This window comes from Sphaerisporangium sp. TRM90804, from assembly GCF_029846175.1.
Lineage (GTDB): Bacteria > Actinomycetota > Actinomycetes > Streptosporangiales > Streptosporangiaceae > Sphaerisporangium.
Map to the genome: position 1 here is coordinate 163,666 of NZ_JARWAC010000031.1, position 21,419 is coordinate 185,084.

The window sequence follows — 21,419 nt, forward strand, 5'->3', positions numbered from 1 at the left end:
TTACACATAACGCTGAAATCAAACCGCCAACCGACCGGCCAACCGCCGCCCCGGCCGACGCGGCACCACCCGCCGGCCGAGAACAGGTGTCGCCGATCCGGCGCGGGCGGACGCCCTCCCGCGCCGGCCGCGGACGCACCAGCCGCACCATGTGCCCACCACCACACGGCGGCCACGGTCGCATGCGCCATACGCATGAACCCCGGCCACCACGACGGCCGCGGCGTACCCCGACCGCACCCACGCGCCCACCGTCACACGTCGGCCGCACAGGCATCGGCCACACGCACGAACCCCCGGCCCGCCACACCACGGCCGCGGCCCGGGGCCCGCCGGGCGAGACCCGGGCCCGCCGGCGGCGAAGTTGTCCCGCCCGCGAGGCGAGCCCGGAGTGGCCCGCCGGCGGGCGGGTCAGGCTCCGAGGACCTTGCTCAGGAAGCGGCCGGTGTGGCTGTCCTCGACCCGGGCGACCTGCTCGGGGGTGCCCGTCGCCAGGACGAGCCCGCCGCGGGAGCCGCCCTCGGGGCCCATGTCGATCACCCAGTCGGCGGTCTTGATGACGTCGAGGTTGTGCTCGATGACGATCACCGTGTTGCCGCCGTCGACCAGGCGGCCGAGCACGCCGAGCAGCTTGCGGATGTCCTCGAAGTGCAGGCCGGTGGTGGGCTCGTCCAGGACGTACACCGTGCGGCCGGTGGAGCGGCGCTGCAGCTCGGAGGCGAGCTTGACGCGCTGGGCCTCACCGCCGGACAGCGTGGTGGCGGGCTGGCCCAGCCGCACGTACCCCAGGCCGACGTCGTTGAGGGTCTTCAGGTGCCGCTTGATCGGCGGGATGGCGTCGAAGAACTCCAGCGCCTCCTCGATCGGCATGTCGAGCACCTCGGAGATCGTCTTGCCCTTGTAGTGGACCTCCAGGGTCTCCCGGTTGTAGCGGGCGCCGTGGCAGACCTCGCAGGGGACGTAGACGTCGGGCAGGAAGTTCATCTCGATCTTGATGGTGCCGTCGCCCGAGCAGGCCTCGCACCGGCCGCCCTTGACGTTGAAGCTGAACCTGCCGGGCATGTAGCCGCGGATCTTCGCCTCGGTGGTGGAGGCGAACAGCTTGCGCACGTGGTCGAAGACCCCGGTGTAGGTCGCGGGGTTGGAACGGGGGGTGCGGCCGATCGGGCTCTGGTCGACGTGGACCACCTTGTCGACCTGGTCGGTGCCGGTGACCCGGGAGTGGCGGCCGGGGACCGTCCTGGCGCCGTTGAGCTCCTTGGCCAGGGCGTTGTACAGGATGTCGTTGACCAGCGTGGACTTGCCCGACCCCGACACGCCCGTGACGGCGGTGAACACGCCGAGCGGGAACTCGACGTCGACGCCCTTGAGGTTGTGCTCCCTGGCGCCCTTGACCACCAGCTTGCGCTTGGCGTCGCGCTTGCGGCGGCTCGCGGGGACGTCGATGCTCCTGCGGCCCGACAGGTAGGCGCCGGTCATGGAGTGCTCGCTGGCGAGCAGCTCCTCCACGGTGCCGGAGACCACGACCTGCCCGCCGTGCTCGCCCGCGCCGGGCCCGATGTCGACCACCCAGTCGGCGGCGGCGATGGTGTCCTCGTCGTGCTCGACGACGATCAGCGTGTTGCCCATGTCGCGCAGGCGGATGAGGGTGTCGAGCAGGCGCTGGTTGTCACGCTGGTGCAGCCCGATCGACGGCTCGTCCAGGACGTACAGCACGCCGACCAGGCCCGAGCCGATCTGGGTGGCCAGGCGGATGCGCTGCGCCTCCCCGCCGGCCAGCGTGCCGGCCGCGCGGTCGAGGGTGAGGTAGTCGAGGCCGACGTCGAGCAGGAACCCGAGCCGGGCGTTGATCTCCTTGACCACGCGCTCGGCGATCTGCATGTCGCGCTCGGACAGGCGGAGCTCCCCGAGGAACCCGGCGCACTCGCCGATCGACATGCCCGAGATCTCGGCGATGGACCTCTCGCTCACCGTGACCGCCAGCGAGACCGGCTTCAGGCGGGCGCCCTTGCAGGTGGGGCAGGGGATCTCCCGCATGAACCCCTCGAAGCGCTCGCGCGAGGAGTCGCTCTCGGCCTCGGCGTGCCGCCGCTGGACCCACGGGATGACGCCCTCGAAGGTCGTGTAGTAGGAGCGCTGGCGCCCGTAACGGTTGCTGTAGCGGACGTGGACCTGCTCGTCGTGGCCGCGCAGGAGCGACTTCTGCGCCTCCTTGGGCAGCCGCTCCCACGGGGTGTCGAGATCGAACCCGATGGCGTGGCCCAGGGCCTCGACCAGCCGGACGAAGTAGTCGCTGGTGTGCCCGCCGGCCCACGGGGAGATGGCGCCGTCGCCGAGGGATCTCTCGGGATCGGGCACCACCAGCTCGGGGTCGACCTCCATGCGGGTGCCGAGGCCCGTGCAGTCGGGGCAGGCGCCGAACGGGGAGTTGAAGGAGAAGGACCTCGGCTCCAGCTCCTCGAACGACAGGTCGTCGTACGGGCAGTACAGGTGCTCGGAGTAGAACCGCTCGCGGCCGGGGTCGCCCTCGGGGAGGTCGACGAAGTCGAGCGTGATCGTGCCGCCGGAGAGCTGCAGCGCGGTCTCCACCGAGTCGGTGAGGCGGCGGCGCGCGCCGTCCTTCACCGACAGGCGGTCGACGATGACCTCGATGTCGTGCTTCTCGTACTTCTTGAGGGTGGGCGGCTCCTCCAGCCTGACCACCGTGCCGTCGACCCGCGCCCGCGCGAAGCCCTTGGTCTGCAGCTCGCGGAACAGCTCGCCGTACTCGCCCTTGCGGCCGCGGATCACCGGAGCCATCACCTGGAAGCGCGTGCCCTCGGGCAGTTCGAGCACGCGGTCGACGATCTGCTGCGGGGTCTGGCGCGCGATGGGGCGCGCGCACTGGGGGCAGTGCGGCTTGCCGATGCGCGCCCAGAGCAGGCGCAGGTAGTCGTACACCTCGGTGATGGTGCCGACGGTCGACCGGGGGTTGCGCGAGGTGGACTTCTGGTCGATCGAGACGGCCGGGGACAGGCCCTCGATGAAGTCGACGTCGGGCTTGTCCATCTGGCCGAGGAACTGGCGGGCGTAGGCCGAGAGCGACTCGACGTACCGCCGCTGACCCTCGGCGAAGATGGTGTCGAAGGCCAGGCTCGACTTGCCCGAGCCGGACAGGCCGGTGAAGACGATGAGAGCGTCTCGCGGGAGGTCGAGCGAGACGTCCTTGAGGTTGTGTTCGCGGGCGCCACGAACGATCAAGCGGTCGGCCACAGCAGATCTCTCATGTCGGGTTTCGGATCCACGGCAGCCGTAACAGGGCCACCTCTGACTAGTCGCCGCCACTCTAACGAGGGGGTCCGACAGTTTTCCTTCGCGCGGACGTTACCGGTGATGATGTTTAGCATGACCGCTCTCGACGATCTTCAGGCCGAACTCTCCGCGGCCACGAACAGGCTGCTCGCCACCGCCGCCACGCTGTCCGACCGCGACATCGCGGCACCCTCCCTGCTGCCGGGCTGGACCCTCGGCCACGTGCTCGTGCACGTCGCACGCAACGGGGACAGCCTGCTCAACCTCCTGACCTGGGCCAAGACAGGTGTGTACACCCCACAGTACCCAACGGCCGAAGCCCGGGACGCCGAGATAGCCGAAGGCGCCGGACGCTCCGCGAAGGAGCAGCACGCCGACCTCGCCGACGGCGCCGCCCGTTTCGACGACTACGCCCTGCGGATGCCGCCGGAGGCCTGGGCCGCCACCGTCTCCGGCCTGCGGCCTCCGGAGCATCCGGCCTGGTACGTGCTCGCCCGCCGCATCCGCGAGGTGGAGATCCACCACTCCGATCTCGGCGTGGGCTACACCTGGGCCGACTGGCCCGAGGGCTTCGTCCGGCGCGAGCTGCACGACGCGCTGGTGACCTGGCCGCACGAGCGGAGCCGCGTCGGCGCCGTCCGCGCCCTGGGCCGCGTCTGGACGGGCCTAGGCGAGGGCCCGCTCGTGGATGGGCCCGACCGGACGCTCCTCGCCTGGGTCTGCGGCCGCCTCGGCGCCGGCGAGGGGGAGGCCGGAGGCCTCGTCGTGCGGGACGCCGGGTCAGGCGATCACCCGTCCGAGGAGGGGCCTAGGCTGGCGGGTGAGCCCCCGGCGGCGCCGCCGTGGCTCACGATCTCGGCCCCCAGGGGCCTCCCGGCGACACCACCTGAGGAGTACCCATGCCTTACACCGGTGACGTGACAGCCGGCGGCCCCGCCGATGTGCGGGAGCTGCCGGACCTGACGATCAGCAAGGTGGAGGTGGGAGACTTCGGCAACAACGCCTACCTCGTGCGCTGCCGCGAGACCGGCGACGGCGTGCTCATCGACGCGGCCGCCGACGCCCCCCGGCTGCTCGACCTCATCGGCGGCGAGCCGATCAGCAAGATCGTCACCACCCACCGCCACCAGGACCACTGGCTGGCCCTCGCGGAGGTGGCCGAGGCGACCGGCGCGCAGATCGTCGCCCATCCCCTGGACGCCCCCGAGCTGCCGGTCCCGGTCACCCAGCCCGTGGAGCACGGCGACAAGGTGACGGTCGGCGTCGTGACGCTGGACGTCGTCCACCTGCGCGGCCACACCCCGGGGTCGATCGCGCTGCTCTACCAGGACACGCACATCTTCACCGGCGACTCGCTGTTCCCCGGCGGCGTGGGCAACACCGAGGGGGACGCCGCCCGCTTCGACCAGCTCTACACCGACGTGGCCGAGCGCGTGTTCGACCGGCTGCCCGACCAGACATGGGTGTACCCCGGCCACGGCAAGGACACCACGCTCGGCGCCGAGCGCCCCGCGCTGCCCGAGTGGCGGTCGCGCGGCTGGTGAGACGCGTACGCCGTCCCGGGCTCCGCGAAGGCGGGGCCCGGGACGGCGCGGGTGGCCGCTAGCCGACGAGGCTGCCGGTCTCCTTGCGCTCCTTGCGCTGCTCGCGCTTGAACATCAGCACGCGCAGCGGGATCGCCGAGACCAGGGCGATCTGCATGGACGCGCCGATCTTGATCAGCGCGTCGCCGCCGGACAGGTCGGCGGCCCAGATGATCAGGCAGGCGACGTTGACCATGATCCACGCCAGCACGACGGCCGCCAGGTTGCCCTTCGGCTTGGGGTACTCGATGCGGCTGACCATGAGCCAGGCCACCGCGAAGATGCCGACCACCGTCGCGTAAGACGGCTCGAACAGCAGGACGATCGACACCACGGTCATCGCGCCCATGGGGATCGGAAGGCCCATGAAGTCGCCGCTCTTGGTCTTGACGCACGCGAACCGCGCAAGCCGGACGACGCCGGCCACGAGCAGCGAGACGGCGGCGCACAGCACGATCCACAGCGGGAGCTTGTTGGAGAAGCCCGCCCACGCGACGACCATGAACGCGGGCGCGAAGCCGAAGCTGATGACGTCGGCGAGGTTGTCGAGCTCGGCGCCCATGGCCGAGGCGCGGAACTTCCTGGCGACCAGGCCGTCGAACAGGTCGCAGGTGGCGCCGATCAGCAGCAGCACCACCGCGGTCGCGAAGTAGCGGGGATCGGGGCGGAACTCGCCGCCCGCCTGAAGCTGCGAGATCGCCGACCAGGCGAGCACGCAGACCGCCAGGAACCCGCACATGGCGTTGCCCAGGGAGAGGGAGTCGGCGGCCGACAGGCGGAAGGCCTTGCCCACCGGGCCCCGCGGCTCCTCCGCCTCGTCGACCTCTTCCATGGACCAGCCTGCGTCAGCCGTGGTCAACGCGAGTCACTCCTGCCGTCGTCCGCTGCCCCACGGTCACCGCCGGGGTCGTACCTGCCGGGAGATAGATGTCCACCCGTGAGCCGAAGCGGATCAGGCCGATCCGCTGGCCCTGCTCGACCTTGGCGCCCTCGCCGAGGTACGGCATGATGCGGCGCGCCACCGCGCCCGCGATCTGCACCAGCTCGATGTCCCCCAGGGCCGTGGCGAAGTGCCACACCACGCGCTCGTTCTGGTCGCTGTCCTTGTTGAACGCCGGACGGTAACCACCGGCCACGTGCCGGATGGAGGTGACCGTGCCGTCCAGCGGCGCGCGGTTCACGTGCACGTCGAGCGGGCTCATGAAGATGGCCACGCGCGTGCGCCCGTCGGGCTGGGGGTCGATGCTCTGCACGACGCCGTCGGCCGGGCTCAGCACCAGACCGTCGCCGGGCTGCCTGTCGGGGTCGCGGAAGAACCAGACCATGGCCCCGGCGAGGGCGGTCAGCGGCACGGCCGCCACCGCCCACCCGCGGGAGCGCCGGGCCATGGCCGCCGAGACGGCGGAGGCTGCGACGGCCGGAGCGAGCCAGGGTGAGACGCCACGTGCCAGCCGGATCCGGCGGCGACCGTGACTAGGCGAATCGTTGGACACAGGGAACCTTTGTGGTATTCGCGGCTAGAGGACGAACGCTTCGTGACTTGTCGGCGAATGCTACCCGTCATACAGGCAGACATCGGCGATACGAGACAAGCAAAGCGCCTCGTCCACCATTTCGCTACCCCTGGGAGACCTTCGCCGGAGTGGTGGTGTCACCCGCCCGCTTGTCACGCCTCACCTTGATCAGGCTGGCCACGGTGGTGATCACCATCGTGGCGCCGATGATCGAGAGGGAGACCCAGATCGGTACCGCCGGCGCCCAGGAGAAACCGTGCATGTGCAAGGCCTCGAGAACGAGCTTAACCCCGATGAACGCCAGAATGAACGACAAACCATAGCTGATGTACACCAGCCGCTGCAGCAGACCACCCAGCAGGAAGTAGAGCTGACGTAGTCCCATCAGGGCGAACGCGTTCGCGGTGAAGACGATGAAGGCGTCCTTGGTGAGCCCGAAGATCGCGGGAATCGAGTCGAGGGCGAACAGCAGGTCGGTGGTGCCGATCGCGATCATGACGATCAGCATCGGGGTGACCATGCGCCTGCCGTCGACCTTGACGGTGACCTTGGAGCCCACGAAGCCGTCGGTCGTGGGGAAGACCCGGCGCACCCAGCGCAGGAGCACGTTCTCCTTGAACTCCTCCTGGTCGTGCCCGCGCAGCATGTTGGCGGCGGTGTAGATCAGGAAGGCGCCGAACACGTAGAACAGCCAGCTGAAGCGCTCCAGGGCGGCGGCGCCGACGGCGATGAAGATGCCGCGCATCACCAGGGCGAGCAGGATGCCCACCAGCAGCACCTTGTGCTGGTACAGGCGGGGAACGGCGAAGCGGCCCATGATGATGTAGAAGACGAACAGGTTGTCGATGCTCAGGCTGTATTCGGTCAGGTATCCGGCGAAGAACTCTCCGGCGCGGGCCGGCCCGGCCCAGAAGATCATGCTGACGCCGAACAACACGGCCAGTGTGACGTAGAGGCTGACCCAGAACCCGGCCTGCCGGAGGGAGAACTCGCGTGGCTCGCCTCTGTCGACAATCCACAGATCGATGGCGATTACTAGGAGCAGCCCTCCGATGACGGCTACCCAAGCCCACACGGATACGTCCAAATCAAAAACCTCCGGCCCGCGTCAAAAGTGCCGGAGGTCTCTCCCGCCCGCGCCTGGGTGCGGACCGGCAACCCCGGGAGCGCCGTATTGACGCGCCGTGATGACGAGGCTGTCGCGAAGGGATACTCCCCCCCTAAGAGGAGGAGTATAGGGGAGCGTATAAGCCTCACCTAATCCGGCTTTGCCCGTCGGCGCCGCCAGACGTCGCGCGGCGCGCGTCAACGCAGGTCAGAAGGGGCCCCTGTCGGGGCCCCCGTCGGCGGCCGGGGAGCGGGCGCCGCGCCGGGCCGCCGGGACGGCGTACGCCCGCAGGACGGCCCGCAGCGCGTCCTGCTCGTCCGGCAACGGGCGGGCGACGGCCGACGCCGCCAGCCGGGCGGCCAGCACCGGGTCGGCCAGCAGCCGGGCGATCTCCCGGCGCAGCGCCGCCGCGTCCCCCGGCGGCACGAGCAGGCCGGCGTCGCCGACCATGGCGGGAACGCCGCCGACCGCCGTGCCGACGACCGGCGTGCCGGACCGCAGCGCCTCCTGGACGCTCAGCGGCTGCCCCTCCCACCGGCTCGGCACCACCAGGGCGCTGGCCACCTGCAGCAGGTCGGCGACGTCGGACCGGTCGCCCAGCAGCAGGACGGGCAGGCCGCCGGCGTCGACGCGCTCCTGCAACTCCGCGCGCAGCGGCCCGTCGCCCGCCACCACGAACAGCGGCTCGGCGTCGTACGGCCCGGCCGCGGCCTCCAGTAGCGTCTCCAGGCCCTTCTGCTGCGCCAGCCGGGCGACCGTCAGCACCACCGGGCGCCCGGACGTGACGTGCCGCGCCTGCGGCTGCGCCGCCTCCAGGCCCGCCAGTTCGGCGCGGACCTCGGCGGGGGTTCTGCGGGGCGGGGACAGCGGAGGCGCGGGGACGACGGCCGCCGCGACGCTCCGGGCGCCCCGGGCGGCCATGCGCTCGCCCAGGTCGGGGGCGACGACCAGCACCTGGTCGGCCCTTCTCGCGACGACGCGCTCCAGGGCCTCGTACACGGCGCCGACCGCGCCCCCGGCGGTCAGCGCGTTGTGCAGCGTCACCACCAGGAACGTGCGGCGTCCGGCCAGGGCCAGGGCGGCCAGCGCCCCGGCGCGCAGCCCGTGGGCGTGCACGACGTCCGCGCCCGCGGCGAGCGCCCGGAGCCGCCACACCGCGCGCAGGTCGCTCAGCGGGCGGGGCCGGTCGGAGACCGGCACCCGCGCGAACCGGGCGACGGCGGAGAACCCGAACGCCTCCTCGGTGCCGGCGGGCCCGGCCACGACGACCGGGTGCCCCTCGCGGGACAGCCCGTCGGCCAGCATCCGTACGTGCCGCCCGACCCCTCCGGCGCTCGTCCCCAGCACGAGCAACACACGCGACCCCGGTTCACGCATCTGTGTCGGTCCTCTCCCTGACCCGTGCTCCCCCGCCGGCCCCCCGGCCGCTGTCCTCCCCGTCACGGACGTCTTCCCCGCCGGGGGCGTCTCTCCCGCCAGGGATGCCTTCCCCTGCGTCAGGATCTTCGTTCCCAGCGACCGCACCCCCGCGATCGTGGCCCGAGCCGCCGCCCCCGTCGTCCCCGTCGCCCCCCTCGCCGTCGCCGGTGCCCGGGGCGCCGCCCGGGCCCGGACGCCCGCGGCGGGCCCGCGACAGCAGCGCCGCCAGGGACCTCCGGTCGGCCAGGGCCGCGACGGCCAGGCCGGCCGCGACCGCGGCCAGGCCCGCCAGCGCCGCCACTCCGGCCCCCGCGACCGGCCCCCGGGCGTCCAGGAGGGCGCTGAGCCGGTACCCGGCGAGGAAGCCCGCCCCGCCGCCCAGCACGGCGGCCGCCAGCGCCCTGGCGACCCCGGCGAGCGTCCGCGCGCCGTTGGATCGGGCCACCAGCCACAGGAGCACCGCCCCCGCGGCGGTCATGCCGACGGTGCCGCCGAGGGCCAGGCCGCCCAGCTTCCACGGGGCGGGAAGGGTGATGACCAGGATGGTCTGGGCCACCATGACCACCAGCCAGCCGAATATCGTGCCACCCGACGCGGCCCTCCCGCGCCCCTGGGCGTACAGGACGCGGCTGAGGTGGGCCACCAGCCCGTACCCGACCAGCCCCGGCGCGAACAGGGCGATCGTGCGGGCCAGCTCGTCCGCGCGCACGCCGCCGGCCATGCCCTCGGCGAAGACCACCGCGACCGGGACCGCCACGGCCGCCAGCGCGCCCGCCGCCAGCCCGGACACCAGCACGACGGCCCGGGTGGTGCGGGCGGACAGGGCGGCGAAGGCCCCGTGGTCGGCGCGCTCGGCCGAGGCGGACAGGGCCGGGAACGCGCTGGTGGCGATGGGGACGGCGAGCACGGCGTACGGCACCTGGTAGACGGCCCACGCGTAGTTGTAGCCGGCGATGCCACCCGCCCCGACCTCGTGGTTGGCCAGCCAGACGACCAGCGCCATGGCCGCCTGCTGCGCGACCAGGGCGCCCAGCCCGGCCAGCGCCAGCCGGCGGACCCGGACGGCCACGCCCTCGGGGAACCGCAGGGTGGGGCGCAGCGGCAGCCGCAGCCGGGAGGCGGGACCGATCACCGTGACCACCAGCGCGACGACGCCCAGCGTGGTGCCCACCGACAGGGCCAGCTCGGCGGGCCGCGGGACCGCCGACAGCGGCTCGGTCACCCCGCCGCTGAGCGGCGGGAACGCCAGGTAGGCGACGATCACCACCAGGCTGGACACCAGCGGCGCCACCGCCGGGCCGGCGAAGCGGCGGTGCGCCTGCAGGACGCCGTACAGCACGACGGCCAGCCCGTACAGGGGGATCTGGGGGGCGAAGACGACCAGCATGCGTGTGGCCACGGCCGTGAGGTCGCCGGTCTCACACCCGCCGACCTCGCCGGCCAGCAGGCCGATCACCGGCCCGGCCGCGACCGCCGTCAGGACGCTCAGCGGCACCAGCACCACCAGCACCCACGTGAGCAGCGCCGAGGTGATCCAGCCGGCTCTCGCGCGCGCCTCGGCGGCGTCCGCGCCGGCCGGGCCCTCCCGCTGGCCCCCCGTGCCCCGGGCGGCGGCGCCCGCGAGCACGGGGACGACCATTCCGGCCAGCGCGCCGCCCACGACGACCTCGAAGACCATGTTCGGCACCTGGTTGGCAGTGAAGTAGGCCGTGGCCAGGCAGTCCATGCCGACCGTGCGGGCCAGGACGAGCTGTTTGGCGAAGCCGACGACCCGCGCCAGGATCGTGATGACCCCGATCAGGACCGCCGCGGTGGCCAGACCCTGCCCCAGCCGCCTGCTCATGCGGGACGGCGGCCCAGCATGTCGAGCCGATGCAGCACCGGGTTGCCGGCGATGACCTTGGTGAAGCTGATCTTCTCGGAGGCGGCGGTCAGCCCGGCCACGGCGCCCAGCAGGGCCAGCCGCGCCGGGCGGCCGAGGGTGGCCACCGCGGCGACCCCGAGCATCGCGCCGAGCGCGTTGGCCCCGGCGTCGCCGAGCATGGCCCGCTCGCCGAGATCCTCCCCCAGCAGTGCGGCGCCCGCGCCGAGCGGCACGGCGGCGAGGGCGGCGCCCGCGGCGTCCCCCTTGGCGAGCGACGCGGCGAGCAACGGGGCGCCCGCGAGCGCGCCGACCTTGATCGCGCGCCCGGGACGCAGGTCGAAGAGGTTCGCCAGGTTGGCGCTCCCGGCGATCACGGCGCCGTCCAGCAGCACGTCGGCGGCCCGCAGGGCGCCGGGGTGCCGCGTGCGGCCGGACAGGAGCGCGGCGGCGGCGACGCCGGAGGCGCCGATGCCGAGGATCTTCACGGCGCCGCTGGTGACCTCGCCCCTGGCCAGGGCCGTCAGGTGGCCCTTGAACCCTTTGGACGAGGTCGCACCCCACAGGTCGTCGTACGCGCCGAGCGCGCCGCCGCCCAGGCCCGCGAGCACGGCCGCGGCGCGCGCCCGGGCTGGCACTCCGGGCGTGAGGGCTGCCGCCGCGGCGGCGCCGGCCACCAGCGCGGGACCTTCGAGCAGGGTGAGCGGCTCCCCGCGATGGTTGGTGCGGGTCCAGGTCTTCTCGTCGCCGATGGGCGGGCGACGGGTGAAGGCGGCGTAGGCCGCGCGGGCGGCGACGGCGCCGAATGCCGCGCCCGCGAGGGCGCCGAGCCAGGAGCGATGGGCCACAGCAGATGCCTCTTCGTCAGGAGCGCCCCGGCGAGCGGGCCGGGCGCGTGCGGGTGGTCGGGCGGATCAGCCGCCCGAGCCGGCGTCAGGGGTGGGCGTGGGGGTCGGCGAGGGGATCGGCGCCACCGAGGCGGCGTCCGAGCCGAGACCGTACTGATCGGAGTCCCCGGCCACCTGTTCCCGCAGAGCGTAGACCACCACGGCGCGGCCGAAGGCCATATCGACGTTGTCGACGGTCGACACCCTCGTGGACATGTCGCCGGACTCCCGCACCGCGGCGATGACGCCGGCGGCCGTGGAGGTCGGGACCACTCCGGCGACGACGGCTCCCTCGCCGGCCTCGTCCAGCCCGCCGGCCATCGAGACGATCGCGGTGGTCTGCGCCTCGGCGTCCTTGCCCTCGAAGGGGACGGCCGGGGGCACCAGGACGGCCAGGGTGGCGCGCTTGGCGGGGTCGCCCTCCACGCTGAGCAGGCCGTCGCTCTCCAACGCGTCGAGCACGCCGGTCGCCCCCGGGTTCTCCTTGCCGGACTGCGCCTTGTCGTTGGTCATGACCGCGCTGCCCAGCACCGCCGCGACCTTGTCGTACGGCGTGGCGTTGGCGGCGAAGGCGAGGTCGGCGGGCTTGGCGGTGGTGGCGAGCTGGTCGATCACCGCCGACTGGCTGACGTCGACGAACCGCTCGTTGAGCACGACCTGGCCGCTGAGCGTCGCGCCCGCCGCCAGGAGCACCTGCTGGAGCGGCTCGCGCAGCCGGGAGTCGGCGCCGGGGGCCTCGACCACCAGGACGCGCTCCCCCGCCAGCGACGTCTGCACGAGCTGAGGCAGGCGCTCGGTGAGGAAGGCGTCGCTGGCGGCGCCCCGGGTGCGCGCGCGCGCGACGTCGTCCTGCAACTTGGTGTTGTTGGCCTGCAGGCGCGCGGCGGTCTCCTCGGTGAGCCTCACCAGCGGGGCGTTCAGCACGGTGCTGCCCAGCACGATGCCGATGGCCAGCGCGAGGAAGATCGCGACGATGGAGACGATGTGGTAGCGGAAATCGATCACGAGAACAGCCCGACCAACCAGAAGATGAAGCCGTTCCAGGCGTCCTGGAGCCCGTTGAGCCAGATCTTGCCCATCGGGGAGAACCAGAGCACCACGGCGACGGTGAGGAGGGCGGTGGCGACGAGAAGCAGCAGCGAGCCGACGGAGATGCGGCTGCGGTAGAGCCTGCTCACCCCTTTGGCGTCGACCAGCTTGCTGCCCACGCGCAGCCGCGTGAGGAAGGTGCTGGCCATGCCCGACCGGCCCTTGTCGAGGAACTCCACCAGGGTGGCGTGGGTGCCCACCGCGACGATGAGGCTCGCGCCCATGTCGTCGGCGAGCAGCATCGCGATGTCCTCGCTGGTGCCGGTGGCCGGGAACACCACGGCCTCCTGGCCGAGCAGGTGGACGCGCTCCAGGCCGGGCGCCCGGCCGTCGCGGTAGGCGTGCACGACCAGCTCGGCGCCGCTGCACAGGGCGCGTTCCGAGACCGAGTCGAAGTCGCCCACGATGACGTCGGGCACGTAGCCCGCCTCCATGAGGGCGTCCGCGCCGCCGTCCACGCCGATGAGCACCGGGCGGAACTCGCGGATGTAGGGGCGCAGGGTGGCGATGTCCTCTTTGTAGTGGTAGCCACGCACGACGACGAGGACGTGGCGGCCCTCGATGGAGGTGCGGATGGGGGGCACGCCGACGCCGTCGATCAGCAGGTCGCGCTCGCGCCGGATGTACTCCATGGTGTTCATGGCGAAGTCTTCGATCTGCACCGACAGCCCCGCCCGCGCCTCGGTCATCGCGGCGGAGATGCTCTCGGACGTGAGCGGCTCGCCCTTGCCGGCGGGCTCGTCGTCGAGGTACACCACGCCCTCGTGGACACGCACGACGTCACCCTCGCGCACGCGGTCGAACAGCTCGGGGCCGGCGTTGTCGATCAGGGTGACCCCGGCCTCGACCAGGATCTGCGGCCCGAGGTTGGGGTAGCGCCCGCTGATGCTCACGGCGACGTTGACCACGGCGGAAACGCCGCACGCGACAAGGGCCTCCGCGCTCACACGGTCGACGTCGACGTGATCGATGATCGCGATCTCCCCCGGCCTGAGACGCTTGGTCAGGCTCTTGGTCCGACGGTCGATCCTCGCCACTGCCGTCACCCCGGGAAGGTCTGACGCCTTCCTTCGGCGGAGGCGCTGAACCTTCATGGTCGGCACCTTCATCACAGACCATCCTGCCAGAGCGTGCGACCAGGATGGCCGCCCTTTTCGGCGTGTCAGATTTGTCACTGTCGCCGCCTCCCGCCCGGCGAGGGCCGGGAACGGGACATCATGGCCGGTCGGCGGACTTGTCGGCGTCGGCGATCGAGAGCAGTTCCTCGGCGTGGGCGCGGCCGAGCTCGGAGTCCTCCAGGCCGGCGAGCATGCGCGACAGCTCCCTGGCGCGCGCCTCGCGGTCGAGCGCGGTGACGCCGCTGCGCACCACCCTGCCGTCGCTGGCCTTCTCGACGACCAGATGCTGGTCGGCGAACGCGGCCACCTGGGGCAGGTGGGTGACGACGATCACCTGGGCGGTGCGGGCCAGGCGGGCCAGGCGGCGCCCGATCTCGACGGCGGCCTTGCCGCCCACGCCGGCGTCGACCTCGTCGAAGACGAAGGTCGGCACCGGGTCGGCACCGGCGAAGACGACCTCGATGGCGAGCATCACCCGGCTCAGCTCGCCGCCGGAGGCGCCCTTGGTCAGCGGCAGCGCCGGGGCGCCGGGGTGGGCCGTCATGCGCAGCTCGATCTCGTCGGCGCCCTCGGGGCCGAACTGGCCGCTCGGGGAGACGGCCACCAGGACGCGGGCGTGCGGCATCGCGAGGGCGCTCAGCTCGGCGGTGACGGCCTGCCCGAAGCGCTCGGCGGCGTTCGTGCGGATGGCGGTGAGCGCCGCCGCCGTCTCGGTGAGCCGGGCCGTCAGCTCCTCGTGCTCGCGCGTCAGCTCGGAGATGCGGTCGTCGTCGCCCTCCAGCTCGGTGAGCCGGGCCGCGGCCTCCCTGGCCCAGGCCAGAACACCGGCGGTGTCCTGGCCGTACTTCCTGATCAGGCCGGTCACCAGGGCGCGGCGCTCCTGCACGGCGGCGAGCCGGGCGGGGTCGGCGTCGACGGACTCGGCGTAGGCGGCCAGCTCGGTCGCCACGTCGGTCACCAGGTAGCCGGCCTCGGCCAGCCGGTCGCCGATGCCCGACAGGCCGGTGTCGAACTGCCGGACGGCGTCGATCGCCGCGCGGGCGTGGCCGAGCAGGGAGACGGCGTCCTGCATGCCCTGGGCGACGGCCATGGGGTCGCCGAGCAGGGCGGTGTGGGCGGAGACGGCGGCGGTCTTCAGGGAGTCGGCGTGGGCGAGGCGCTCCTCCTCCTGCTTGAGCTCGACCTCCTCGCCCTGACGGGGGTCGGCCTTCTCGACCTCCTCCAGGCCGAAGCGCAGGTGGTCGGCCTCCTGGGCGCGTTCACGGGCCCGGGTGGTGAGCTCCTGGAGGGTCTCGCCGACCTCCTTGTGACGCTTGTAGGCCTGGGTGTAGGCACGCAGCGGCTTGACGAGCTCCTCGCCGGCGTAGCGGTCGAGGGCGGCGCGCTGGCGGCCCGGCTGGAGCAGCCGCTGCTGGTCCATCTGGCCGTGCACGGCGACGAGGTCGTCGGCGAGGTAGGTGAGGGTGCCGACCGGCACCGACCTGCCGCCCAGCCACGCCCGTGACCGGCCCTCGGCCGAGACCGACCTGGCGATGATGAGCCGGCCGTCCTCGACCTCGCCCCCGAGATCCTCCACCTGCTGGGCCACCTTGCCCGCGGGCTCCACCAGCAGCGTGCCCTCCACCGTGGCGCGTTCGGCGCCCGGCCGCACGCGGGCGGGGTCGGCCCGGCCGCCGAACAGAAGCCCGAGCCCCGTGACGACCATCGTCTTGCCCGCGCCGGTCTCTCCGGTGACGACGGTGAAGCCCGACGAGAGCTCCAGAACGGCCTCGTCGATCACGCCGAGCCCTTTGATCCGGACCTCATCGACCCGTGGCCGCACTGGGTCCCTCCCGCCGTTTCAGCGCACTGTTTCCGATCGGGCGAACGCCGCCTGACCACCTGAGGCCCGGCCGGGTCGCCCATCCGTGCGCGTCGATCCTACGCGGAAATCGCCAGAGTTTTCGATGACCGCCCCGGTACGCGCCCACCGCCCAACCCCGTACACCCTCCTCTTAAGCCCCGTACCGACCACCACCACCGCGCCCACCGCCGTCCCGGGTTCCCCACCGCCCCGAGCCCTGCGGCCCGCTCCCCCACCAGCCACGCCGCCCCCCGCGGCGCGGAGGCGCGTGACCGCCGATCACCGTACCCAGGGCACCCACCGGCCCATCCCGCCCTAGGGAAACAGCTCAGCCACACTCACCGAAACGGTGCTCGCAGGGCACAGGAGAACACGCCGCCCGCCACCGGCGGACCGCCCCGCGAATCCACGGGGACGATCGTCCATCGAACCCCGCGGCGCCGGCCCGGCCCCGTGGTCAGGACCTCACGCGGCCGCGCCAGCCCTGCACGGGGAGGTCGAACTTGGCGACCAGGCGGTCGGTGAAGGAGGCGTCCGTGGTGGCGATGTCGTGCAGGCGGGCGAGCCGTACCGGGACTCCGCCGCGGCGCACCTCCACGCGGGCGCCGGGTGGCAGGTCGAAGCGGCGGCGGCCGTCGCACCAGAGCACTCCGCCCGGCGTGCCGGGCAGGAGCTCCACCGCCAGGGTGGAGCGGGGGGACACCACCAGCGGGCGCGCGAACAGCGCGTGGGCGCTGTTCGGCACCAGGAGCAGGGCCTCCACCTCCGGCCACACCACCGGGCCGCCGGCGGAGAACGCGTAGGCCGTGGAGCCGGTGGGCGTGGCGCAGATGACGCCGTCGCAACCCCACCGGGACAGCGGCCTGCCGTCGACCTCGGCGACGACCTCCAGCATGCGGTCGCGCTTTTCGACGCTGGCCTCGTTCAGCGCCCAGGTGGAGGCCAGCAGCTCGCCGTTCGCGCGGACCCTGACCTCGATCGTCATCCGCTCCTCGACGGTGTACCGGCCGGTCACGACACGGTCCACGGCCTCGTCCAGGTCGGCCATCTCCGCCTCGGCCAGGAAGCCGACGTGTCCGAGGTTCACCCCGAGCAGGGGCGTGCGCGCGGGCCTGGCCAGCTCGGCGGCCCGCAGCAGCGTGCCGTCCCCGCCGAGCACCATGAGCACCTCGGCGTCCTCGGCGGCCGACGGGTCGGCCGGGACGACCTCGACGCCGGTCGCGCCGATCTCCTCGGCCTCGGCCCGTATGACGCGCACGGTGACGCCTGCCTCCAGGAACCTGTCGATCACCAGACGGGCACTGGCCACGGCCGGTTCGCGACCGGTGTGTGCGGTGATCATCACCGTCCGCTTGGTGTCACTCATGTTCGCTCCGCTCGTCCGCCGGGCAGGCTCGGCCGGCCCGGCGATGCCGTGCCGGCGTTCCCGGTCGCGCACATGCGCGCCCCGCCCCCGGCGGAAGCCGCCGGGCTCCCGGGGGCAGACACTACTGCCGCCCACGCCAAGATCCCTCCGCGACCGTATTCGATCTCACCTCCGATGCAAGACCCTCCCCGGCGGGCACCGCGTCGGGGCACTACCGGGGGCCTTCCGCGACCGCGCGGGTGATCTCGGCCCCGAGGTCGGCCACCGGGGCGGGGCCGGGGCCCTTTCCGAGCCAGATGAGGTACTCGACGTTGCCGGACGGGCCCGGCAGAGGGCTGGCCGTGACTCCCCGGACGGTCAGCGGCAGCGCGGCGGCCGAGGCGGCGACGTCGCGCACGGCCTGCTCCCGCAGCGCCGGGTCGCGCACGACCCCCCCGGCGCCCACGCGGTCCTTGCCCACCTCGAACTGCGGTTTCACCAGCATCACCAGGTCGGCGGCCGGCGCCGCGCACGCCGCCAGGGCGGGCAGCACCAGGCGCAGCGAGATGAACGACAGGTCGCCGACGACCAGCGTGGGCGGCTCGCCCACCATGTCGGCGGTCAGCTCGCGGACGTTGACCCGCTCCATCACCGTGACCCGCTCATCGGTGCGCAGCGACCACGCGAGCTGCCCGTATCCGACGTCGACGGCGAGGACGTGGGCGGCGCCGGCGCGCAGCAGCACGTCGGTGAACCCGCCGGTGGACGCGCCGGCGTCCAGGCACCGGCGGCCGGTGACCGACAGGCCGCGCGGGCCGAACGCCTCCAGGGCGCCGAGCAGCTTGTGCGCGCCCCGGGAGACGTAGTCGGGCCCGGCGGCCGGCTCGGCCACGACGATCGCCGAAGCGGTGTCCACCTGCGTCGCCGGCTTGGCCGCGGTGCGCCCGCCGACACTGACCCTGCCGCCGGTGATGAGATCGGCGGCGTGCTCCCGCGACCGCGCCAGCCCTCGCCGCACCAACTCGGTGTCCAGCCGCATCCGCCGGCTCAACGAACCCCTCCCCGCACCGTGCGACCGCGCGGCACCCGCCCCGTGCCGGGGGGCGGCACGCTGTCCGGCGGGCCCTGGGTGGGGTGCGCGCCCGTCACCGGCGCCCGTTCTCGGCGGGGGGAGGCTCCTCGTCGACCGAGGCCAGGGTGGCCTCCAAGCCGGTGAGAACCCCCTCGAAGATCGCCACGTGCTCCCGCACGGGAACACCGCCGAGCCCCGCCAGCCGATCCAGACCCTCCGGAACCCGCGCCGGGGCCATGCCTTCAGGCATCCGCCCCCCGGCCCCGGGAACCATGTCACGGGCCTCGGGGATCGAGCCCCGGGCCTCGGGGACCATGCCCCGGGCCCCCGGATTCACGCCCCGGGCCTCGGGAACCACGTCACGGGCCTCGGGGACACGTGTGGGAGCCTCGCCGCTCTCCGTCATCCGCCCTCTCCAGCCGCCTGCCTCGTCCTCTGCCCGGCCATGGCGCCGCCGTCCACGCGTGGGACGGGGGCCGCCCGGGCCGGCTGACCATATGCCACTGCCACCTGGCGCGCACGAGGCGGCCGGCCGCGGACCGGCGCGAGCGGGCCCGCGGGGTGGTCCTTGGTCGCGGCGCCGTTCACGGCCATGATGGAGAGGCCGCGCCGGGTGGCCGCCGCCCGCGCGACGGCCCAGCCCCGACCGTATCCGAAGCAGCGACTCCGTCGATGCTCATCTCGGCCCGGGCGCCCCCGCGCGCCGGATTTCGCGTAGTACTCAAGGGAAACGCTACCTTGCCCTAGGTCGGAGGAGCCTCGGCGGATGAGAGAGGGGGCCACGCATGGCGAGCGTCGATGAGTGCCGGGCGGCACTGGACAAGCTCGGCGAGCAGTTCGGCGAGCTTGACGGGGAGACCCGTTCCAAGCACGTCGTGGACAGAAGGCTGAGCTGCCGGATCACGGACCTGGAGGTGACCTTCTACGGGCGCATCCACCAGGGCGGCCTGGACTCCTTCACGCAGGACCCTCCGGCGGACGGGCGCCCGGCCGAGGTCCGCATCAAGATCTCCAGCGACGACCTGCTGGCCATGGTGAACGGCGAACTCGACATGGCCAAGGCCCTGTTCGGCGGCCGCGTCAAGATCGACGCCAGCCTCGGAGACCTGCTCCGCCTGCGCAAACTCCTGTAACCCCGCCGCGCCGGTCGCGCAGCCCTCTCGCCCCCACCACCGCGGTTCCCCCACAGGGCACCACCACGTCGTGAGCCGGCAGCACCCACCAAAGCCGGCGCGCCCCCAACATGATCGACGAGCGCACCGCCGCGCACGATCACCGTGACGACGGCGCCGGCCGCCTTAAGGACGGCTCCCGCGGCGGCGACCGTCACAACCCCGAGCCCGATGAGATCACCATTACCGGCCCGGGCCCCTTACGGCCGGTGGTGGGCTGCCACCAGGTCTACAGCGGCAGCCGCGACGGCCCACCGGCGGGACGGCGCTGACTGCGGCGACTCTCGAGCCCCTGGACCGGTGTGATCACTGCTGCAGGCTCGGACGCCTGCGCGACCGGTGGTCGCCGCCCCCAGGCTCTTCCGGCTGGCGCAAGGTCCGGCTTCGGGCTGGCAGAGTCCATGGGGGCGTCGTCGCGCGGTCCTTCAGCGGTGGTCATTGGCGGTCGTGGCGGCGTTCAGGATTTCCAGGGCCTCCTTGAGGGAGTCCTCCTCGGCGCGGGCCGGGCCGGCGTGGGACCACGCGGCGGCGCAGGCGGCGCGCAGGGCGTCCAGGGGGGCGCCGCTGCCGGTGAGACGGAGGCCGGTGGAGTCCCAGCGGGCCTCCCAACCGCCGAGGGTCCACGCGTCACCATGGCGTTCGGGGCGCGCTGGAGGGGCGTGCAGGCCGGAGACGTCCGCGGCGATGTAGGTGGGGCGGTGCTCGGGAGGCGCGGTGAGCAGGTCGAGGGGGCCGGTGACGCCGCTGAGGACCAGCAGGCTGTCGACTTGCGCCCGGGTCGCCGCCTCGATGTCGGTGTCCAGCCGATCCCCGACGATCAGCGGCCTCCGGGCCCCGGTGCGCAGCACGGACTCCCGGTGCAGCGGGGGCTCGGGCTTGCCGGCCACGACGGGCTCCACCCCGGTCGCCGTGGTGATCACGCGGGTCATCGACCCGTTGCCGGGCAGCACGCCGCGATCGGTGGGCATGGTCGTGTCGGCGTTGGCCGCGACGAACCAGGCTCCCTGACGGACGGCCAGCGCCCCCTGGCACAGGAGACCGTAGGAGATGTCGGGCGCGATGCCCTCGACGACGGCCGCGGGTTCCTCGGACGCCACCGTGACCGGGCGCAGGCCGTGGTCGCGCAGCGCCCGGCGCAACCCCATGCCGCCGACCACCAGCACGGCCGAGCCGGCCGGGACGCGCTCGGCGATCAGCCGTGCCGCCGCCTGCGCGGAGGTCACGACGTCGTCTGGCGTGGCCGGAACCCCGATGGAGACCAGATGCTCGGCGATGGCCCCAGGAGTGCGCGATGCGTTGTTCGTGACGTAGGCGAGCCGCACCCCCGACTCGCGGGCCTCGGCGAGGGCTTCCGGCGCGCCCTTCACAGCCTCGCGACCAAGGTAGACGACTCCGTCGAGATCGAGCAGGAGCACGTCGTACCCCTCGATCAGCGTGTTCCCCGGCACCCCGTCGTCCACCACGTCCGCGCCCTTCCCAGCGTTCCGATCTCGACCCGTCTCGGCCACGACACGCCCGACGGCCGACTCCGGCTCACCGTCACCAACCGCACCCGTACCGGGCTCCTCGTTCCGAACTCGGCCCGTCTCAGGCCCGACACGCCCGGCAGGCGACTTCGACTCACTTTCGGCCGGCGCACCCGCGCCGGGCTTGTCGTCTCCCCCTCGGATCATCTCAGGCCTGTCTCGCTTGCAGGGTGGCTCTGACCTGTTTCAGCGCGGAGACGTAGTCGCGCAGGTCGGGGCGCATCGCGACCGCGATGGTGAGGGGCTCCTGGGCCGCCTCCATGTCGCCGGTGCGCCACAACGCCATGCCGAGGCCGAAGTAGGCGTAGTCCTCGGTCGGGTTGGCCTTGACGATCCACCGGAAGTTGTCGGCGGCGTCCTCGTAACGGCGGGAGTTGAACTGCGCCCTGGCCAGGGCTTCGCGGATACTGCGGGATTCCGGCTCCGCGTCGGCGGCCCGCGCCAGTATCGCCGCAGCCGCGGCTGGGCTGCCATCTTTCAGCAGTTTCATGCCCCTTTGAAACCACTCGTAGACGTCTCCCACCGGGCCAGGGGAATCAGGGCTGTTGCTGTCAAAAGGGCCGTTCTGGGCCTGCATCATCGTTCGAGATC

At 73.0% G+C, this 21,419-nt stretch carries 19 protein-coding genes; 4 read left to right on the forward strand and 15 right to left on the reverse strand.

Translation table 11 applies throughout. The annotated features are described in order from the left end of the window. Positions 1-411 precede the first annotated feature (411 nt). Complete coding sequence (gene uvrA / locus PYR91_RS33085) at positions 412-3,252, reverse strand: excinuclease ABC subunit UvrA (RefSeq protein WP_279786353.1); 2,841 nt, start codon at positions 3,250-3,252, stop codon at positions 412-414. 132 nt (positions 3,253-3,384) lie between these two features. Between uvrA and PYR91_RS33090 the strand changes: the two genes are divergently transcribed. Together PYR91_RS33090 and PYR91_RS33095 are read left to right on the forward strand one after the other, a co-directional pair. Continuing rightward, entirely contained in the window at positions 3,385-4,212 is an 828-nt protein-coding gene (locus PYR91_RS33090) for a maleylpyruvate isomerase family mycothiol-dependent enzyme (protein ID WP_279786355.1), read from the forward strand. Continuing rightward, positions 4,191-4,835 (forward strand): MBL fold metallo-hydrolase, encoded by a 645-nt coding sequence (locus tag PYR91_RS33095; protein ID WP_279786357.1) that lies wholly within the window; start codon positions 4,191-4,193, stop codon positions 4,833-4,835. The genes PYR91_RS33090 and PYR91_RS33095 overlap by 22 nt, the downstream gene beginning before the upstream one ends. 58 nt (positions 4,836-4,893) lie before the next feature. Here the strand turns inward: PYR91_RS33095 and pssA are convergent, their stop codons facing one another. From pssA to PYR91_RS33155, 12 genes are all read right to left on the reverse strand, one after another. Then, complete coding sequence (gene pssA, locus PYR91_RS33100) at positions 4,894-5,733, reverse strand: CDP-diacylglycerol--serine O-phosphatidyltransferase (protein ID WP_279786360.1); 840 nt, start codon at positions 5,731-5,733, stop codon at positions 4,894-4,896. Then, complete coding sequence (locus tag PYR91_RS33105) at positions 5,720-6,367, reverse strand: phosphatidylserine decarboxylase (protein WP_279786362.1); 648 nt, start codon at positions 6,365-6,367, stop codon at positions 5,720-5,722. The genes pssA and PYR91_RS33105 overlap by 14 nt, the downstream gene beginning before the upstream one ends. A 124-nt stretch (positions 6,368-6,491) precedes the next feature. Continuing rightward, the gene (locus PYR91_RS33110) at positions 6,492-7,475 is read right to left on the reverse strand and encodes a TerC family protein (protein ID WP_279786364.1); all 984 of its coding nucleotides are present in this window, start codon (positions 7,473-7,475) and stop codon (positions 6,492-6,494) included. Between the two features lie 228 nt (positions 7,476-7,703). Beyond that, positions 7,704-8,873: a glycosyltransferase family 4 protein gene (locus PYR91_RS33115; protein WP_279786366.1), complete on the reverse strand. Its 1,170-nt coding sequence runs from the start codon at positions 8,871-8,873 to the stop codon at positions 7,704-7,706. Further along, positions 8,866-10,758, reverse strand: a complete 1,893-nt coding sequence (locus PYR91_RS33120; protein ID WP_279786368.1) for a lipid II flippase MurJ — start codon at positions 10,756-10,758, stop codon at positions 8,866-8,868. Before PYR91_RS33120 ends, PYR91_RS33115 begins: the two co-directional genes overlap by 8 nt. Continuing rightward, entirely contained in the window at positions 10,755-11,624 is an 870-nt protein-coding gene (locus PYR91_RS33125) for a hypothetical protein (protein WP_279786370.1), read from the reverse strand. Before PYR91_RS33125 ends, PYR91_RS33120 begins: the two co-directional genes overlap by 4 nt. A gap of 66 nt (positions 11,625-11,690) precedes the next feature. After that, the gene (locus tag PYR91_RS33130; RefSeq protein ID WP_279786385.1) at positions 11,691-12,668 is read right to left on the reverse strand and encodes a copper transporter; all 978 of its coding nucleotides are present in this window, start codon (positions 12,666-12,668) and stop codon (positions 11,691-11,693) included. After that, positions 12,665-13,861 (reverse strand): putative cytokinetic ring protein SteA, encoded by a 1,197-nt coding sequence (gene steA, locus PYR91_RS33135; RefSeq protein WP_279786387.1) that lies wholly within the window; start codon positions 13,859-13,861, stop codon positions 12,665-12,667. Before steA ends, PYR91_RS33130 begins: the two co-directional genes overlap by 4 nt. 106 nt (positions 13,862-13,967) lie before the next feature. Continuing rightward, entirely contained in the window at positions 13,968-15,692 is a 1,725-nt protein-coding gene (recN, locus tag PYR91_RS33140; protein WP_279786389.1) for a DNA repair protein RecN, read from the reverse strand. A gap of 478 nt (positions 15,693-16,170) precedes the next feature. Next, on the reverse strand, positions 16,171-17,079 hold the full coding sequence (locus tag PYR91_RS33145; protein ID WP_279786391.1) for an NAD kinase: 909 nt from the start codon (positions 17,077-17,079) through the stop codon (positions 16,171-16,173). Between the two features lie 211 nt (positions 17,080-17,290). Continuing rightward, on the reverse strand, positions 17,291-18,109 hold the full coding sequence (locus PYR91_RS33150; protein ID WP_279786393.1) for a TlyA family RNA methyltransferase: 819 nt from the start codon (positions 18,107-18,109) through the stop codon (positions 17,291-17,293). Positions 18,110-18,203: 94 nt separating this feature from the next. After that, a complete protein-coding gene (locus tag PYR91_RS33155; RefSeq protein WP_279786395.1) occupies positions 18,204-18,536 on the reverse strand; it encodes a hypothetical protein in 333 nt (110 codons plus the stop codon). Between the two features lie 379 nt (positions 18,537-18,915). On the opposite strand from PYR91_RS33155, the gene PYR91_RS33160 reads away from it, so the two are divergent. Together PYR91_RS33160 and PYR91_RS33165 are read left to right on the forward strand one after the other, a co-directional pair. After that, positions 18,916-19,263 carry an SCP2 sterol-binding domain-containing protein gene (locus PYR91_RS33160; RefSeq protein WP_279786397.1) on the forward strand — a complete coding sequence of 116 codons (348 nt, stop codon included), beginning with the start codon at positions 18,916-18,918 and terminating at the stop codon, positions 19,261-19,263. Between the two features lie 110 nt (positions 19,264-19,373). Beyond that, positions 19,374-19,574 carry a hypothetical protein gene (locus PYR91_RS33165; RefSeq protein WP_279786398.1) on the forward strand — a complete coding sequence of 67 codons (201 nt, stop codon included), beginning with the start codon at positions 19,374-19,376 and terminating at the stop codon, positions 19,572-19,574. A gap of 153 nt (positions 19,575-19,727) precedes the next feature. On the opposite strand, the gene PYR91_RS33170 is transcribed toward PYR91_RS33165, so the two are convergent. Together PYR91_RS33170 and PYR91_RS33175 are read right to left on the reverse strand one after the other, a co-directional pair. Beyond that, positions 19,728-20,765, reverse strand: a complete 1,038-nt coding sequence (locus tag PYR91_RS33170) for an HAD-IIA family hydrolase (protein WP_279786400.1) — start codon at positions 20,763-20,765, stop codon at positions 19,728-19,730. A 211-nt stretch (positions 20,766-20,976) separates the two neighbouring features. Continuing rightward, a complete protein-coding gene (locus tag PYR91_RS33175; protein WP_279786402.1) occupies positions 20,977-21,408 on the reverse strand; it encodes a tetratricopeptide repeat protein in 432 nt (143 codons plus the stop codon). Positions 21,409-21,419 lie beyond the last annotated feature (11 nt).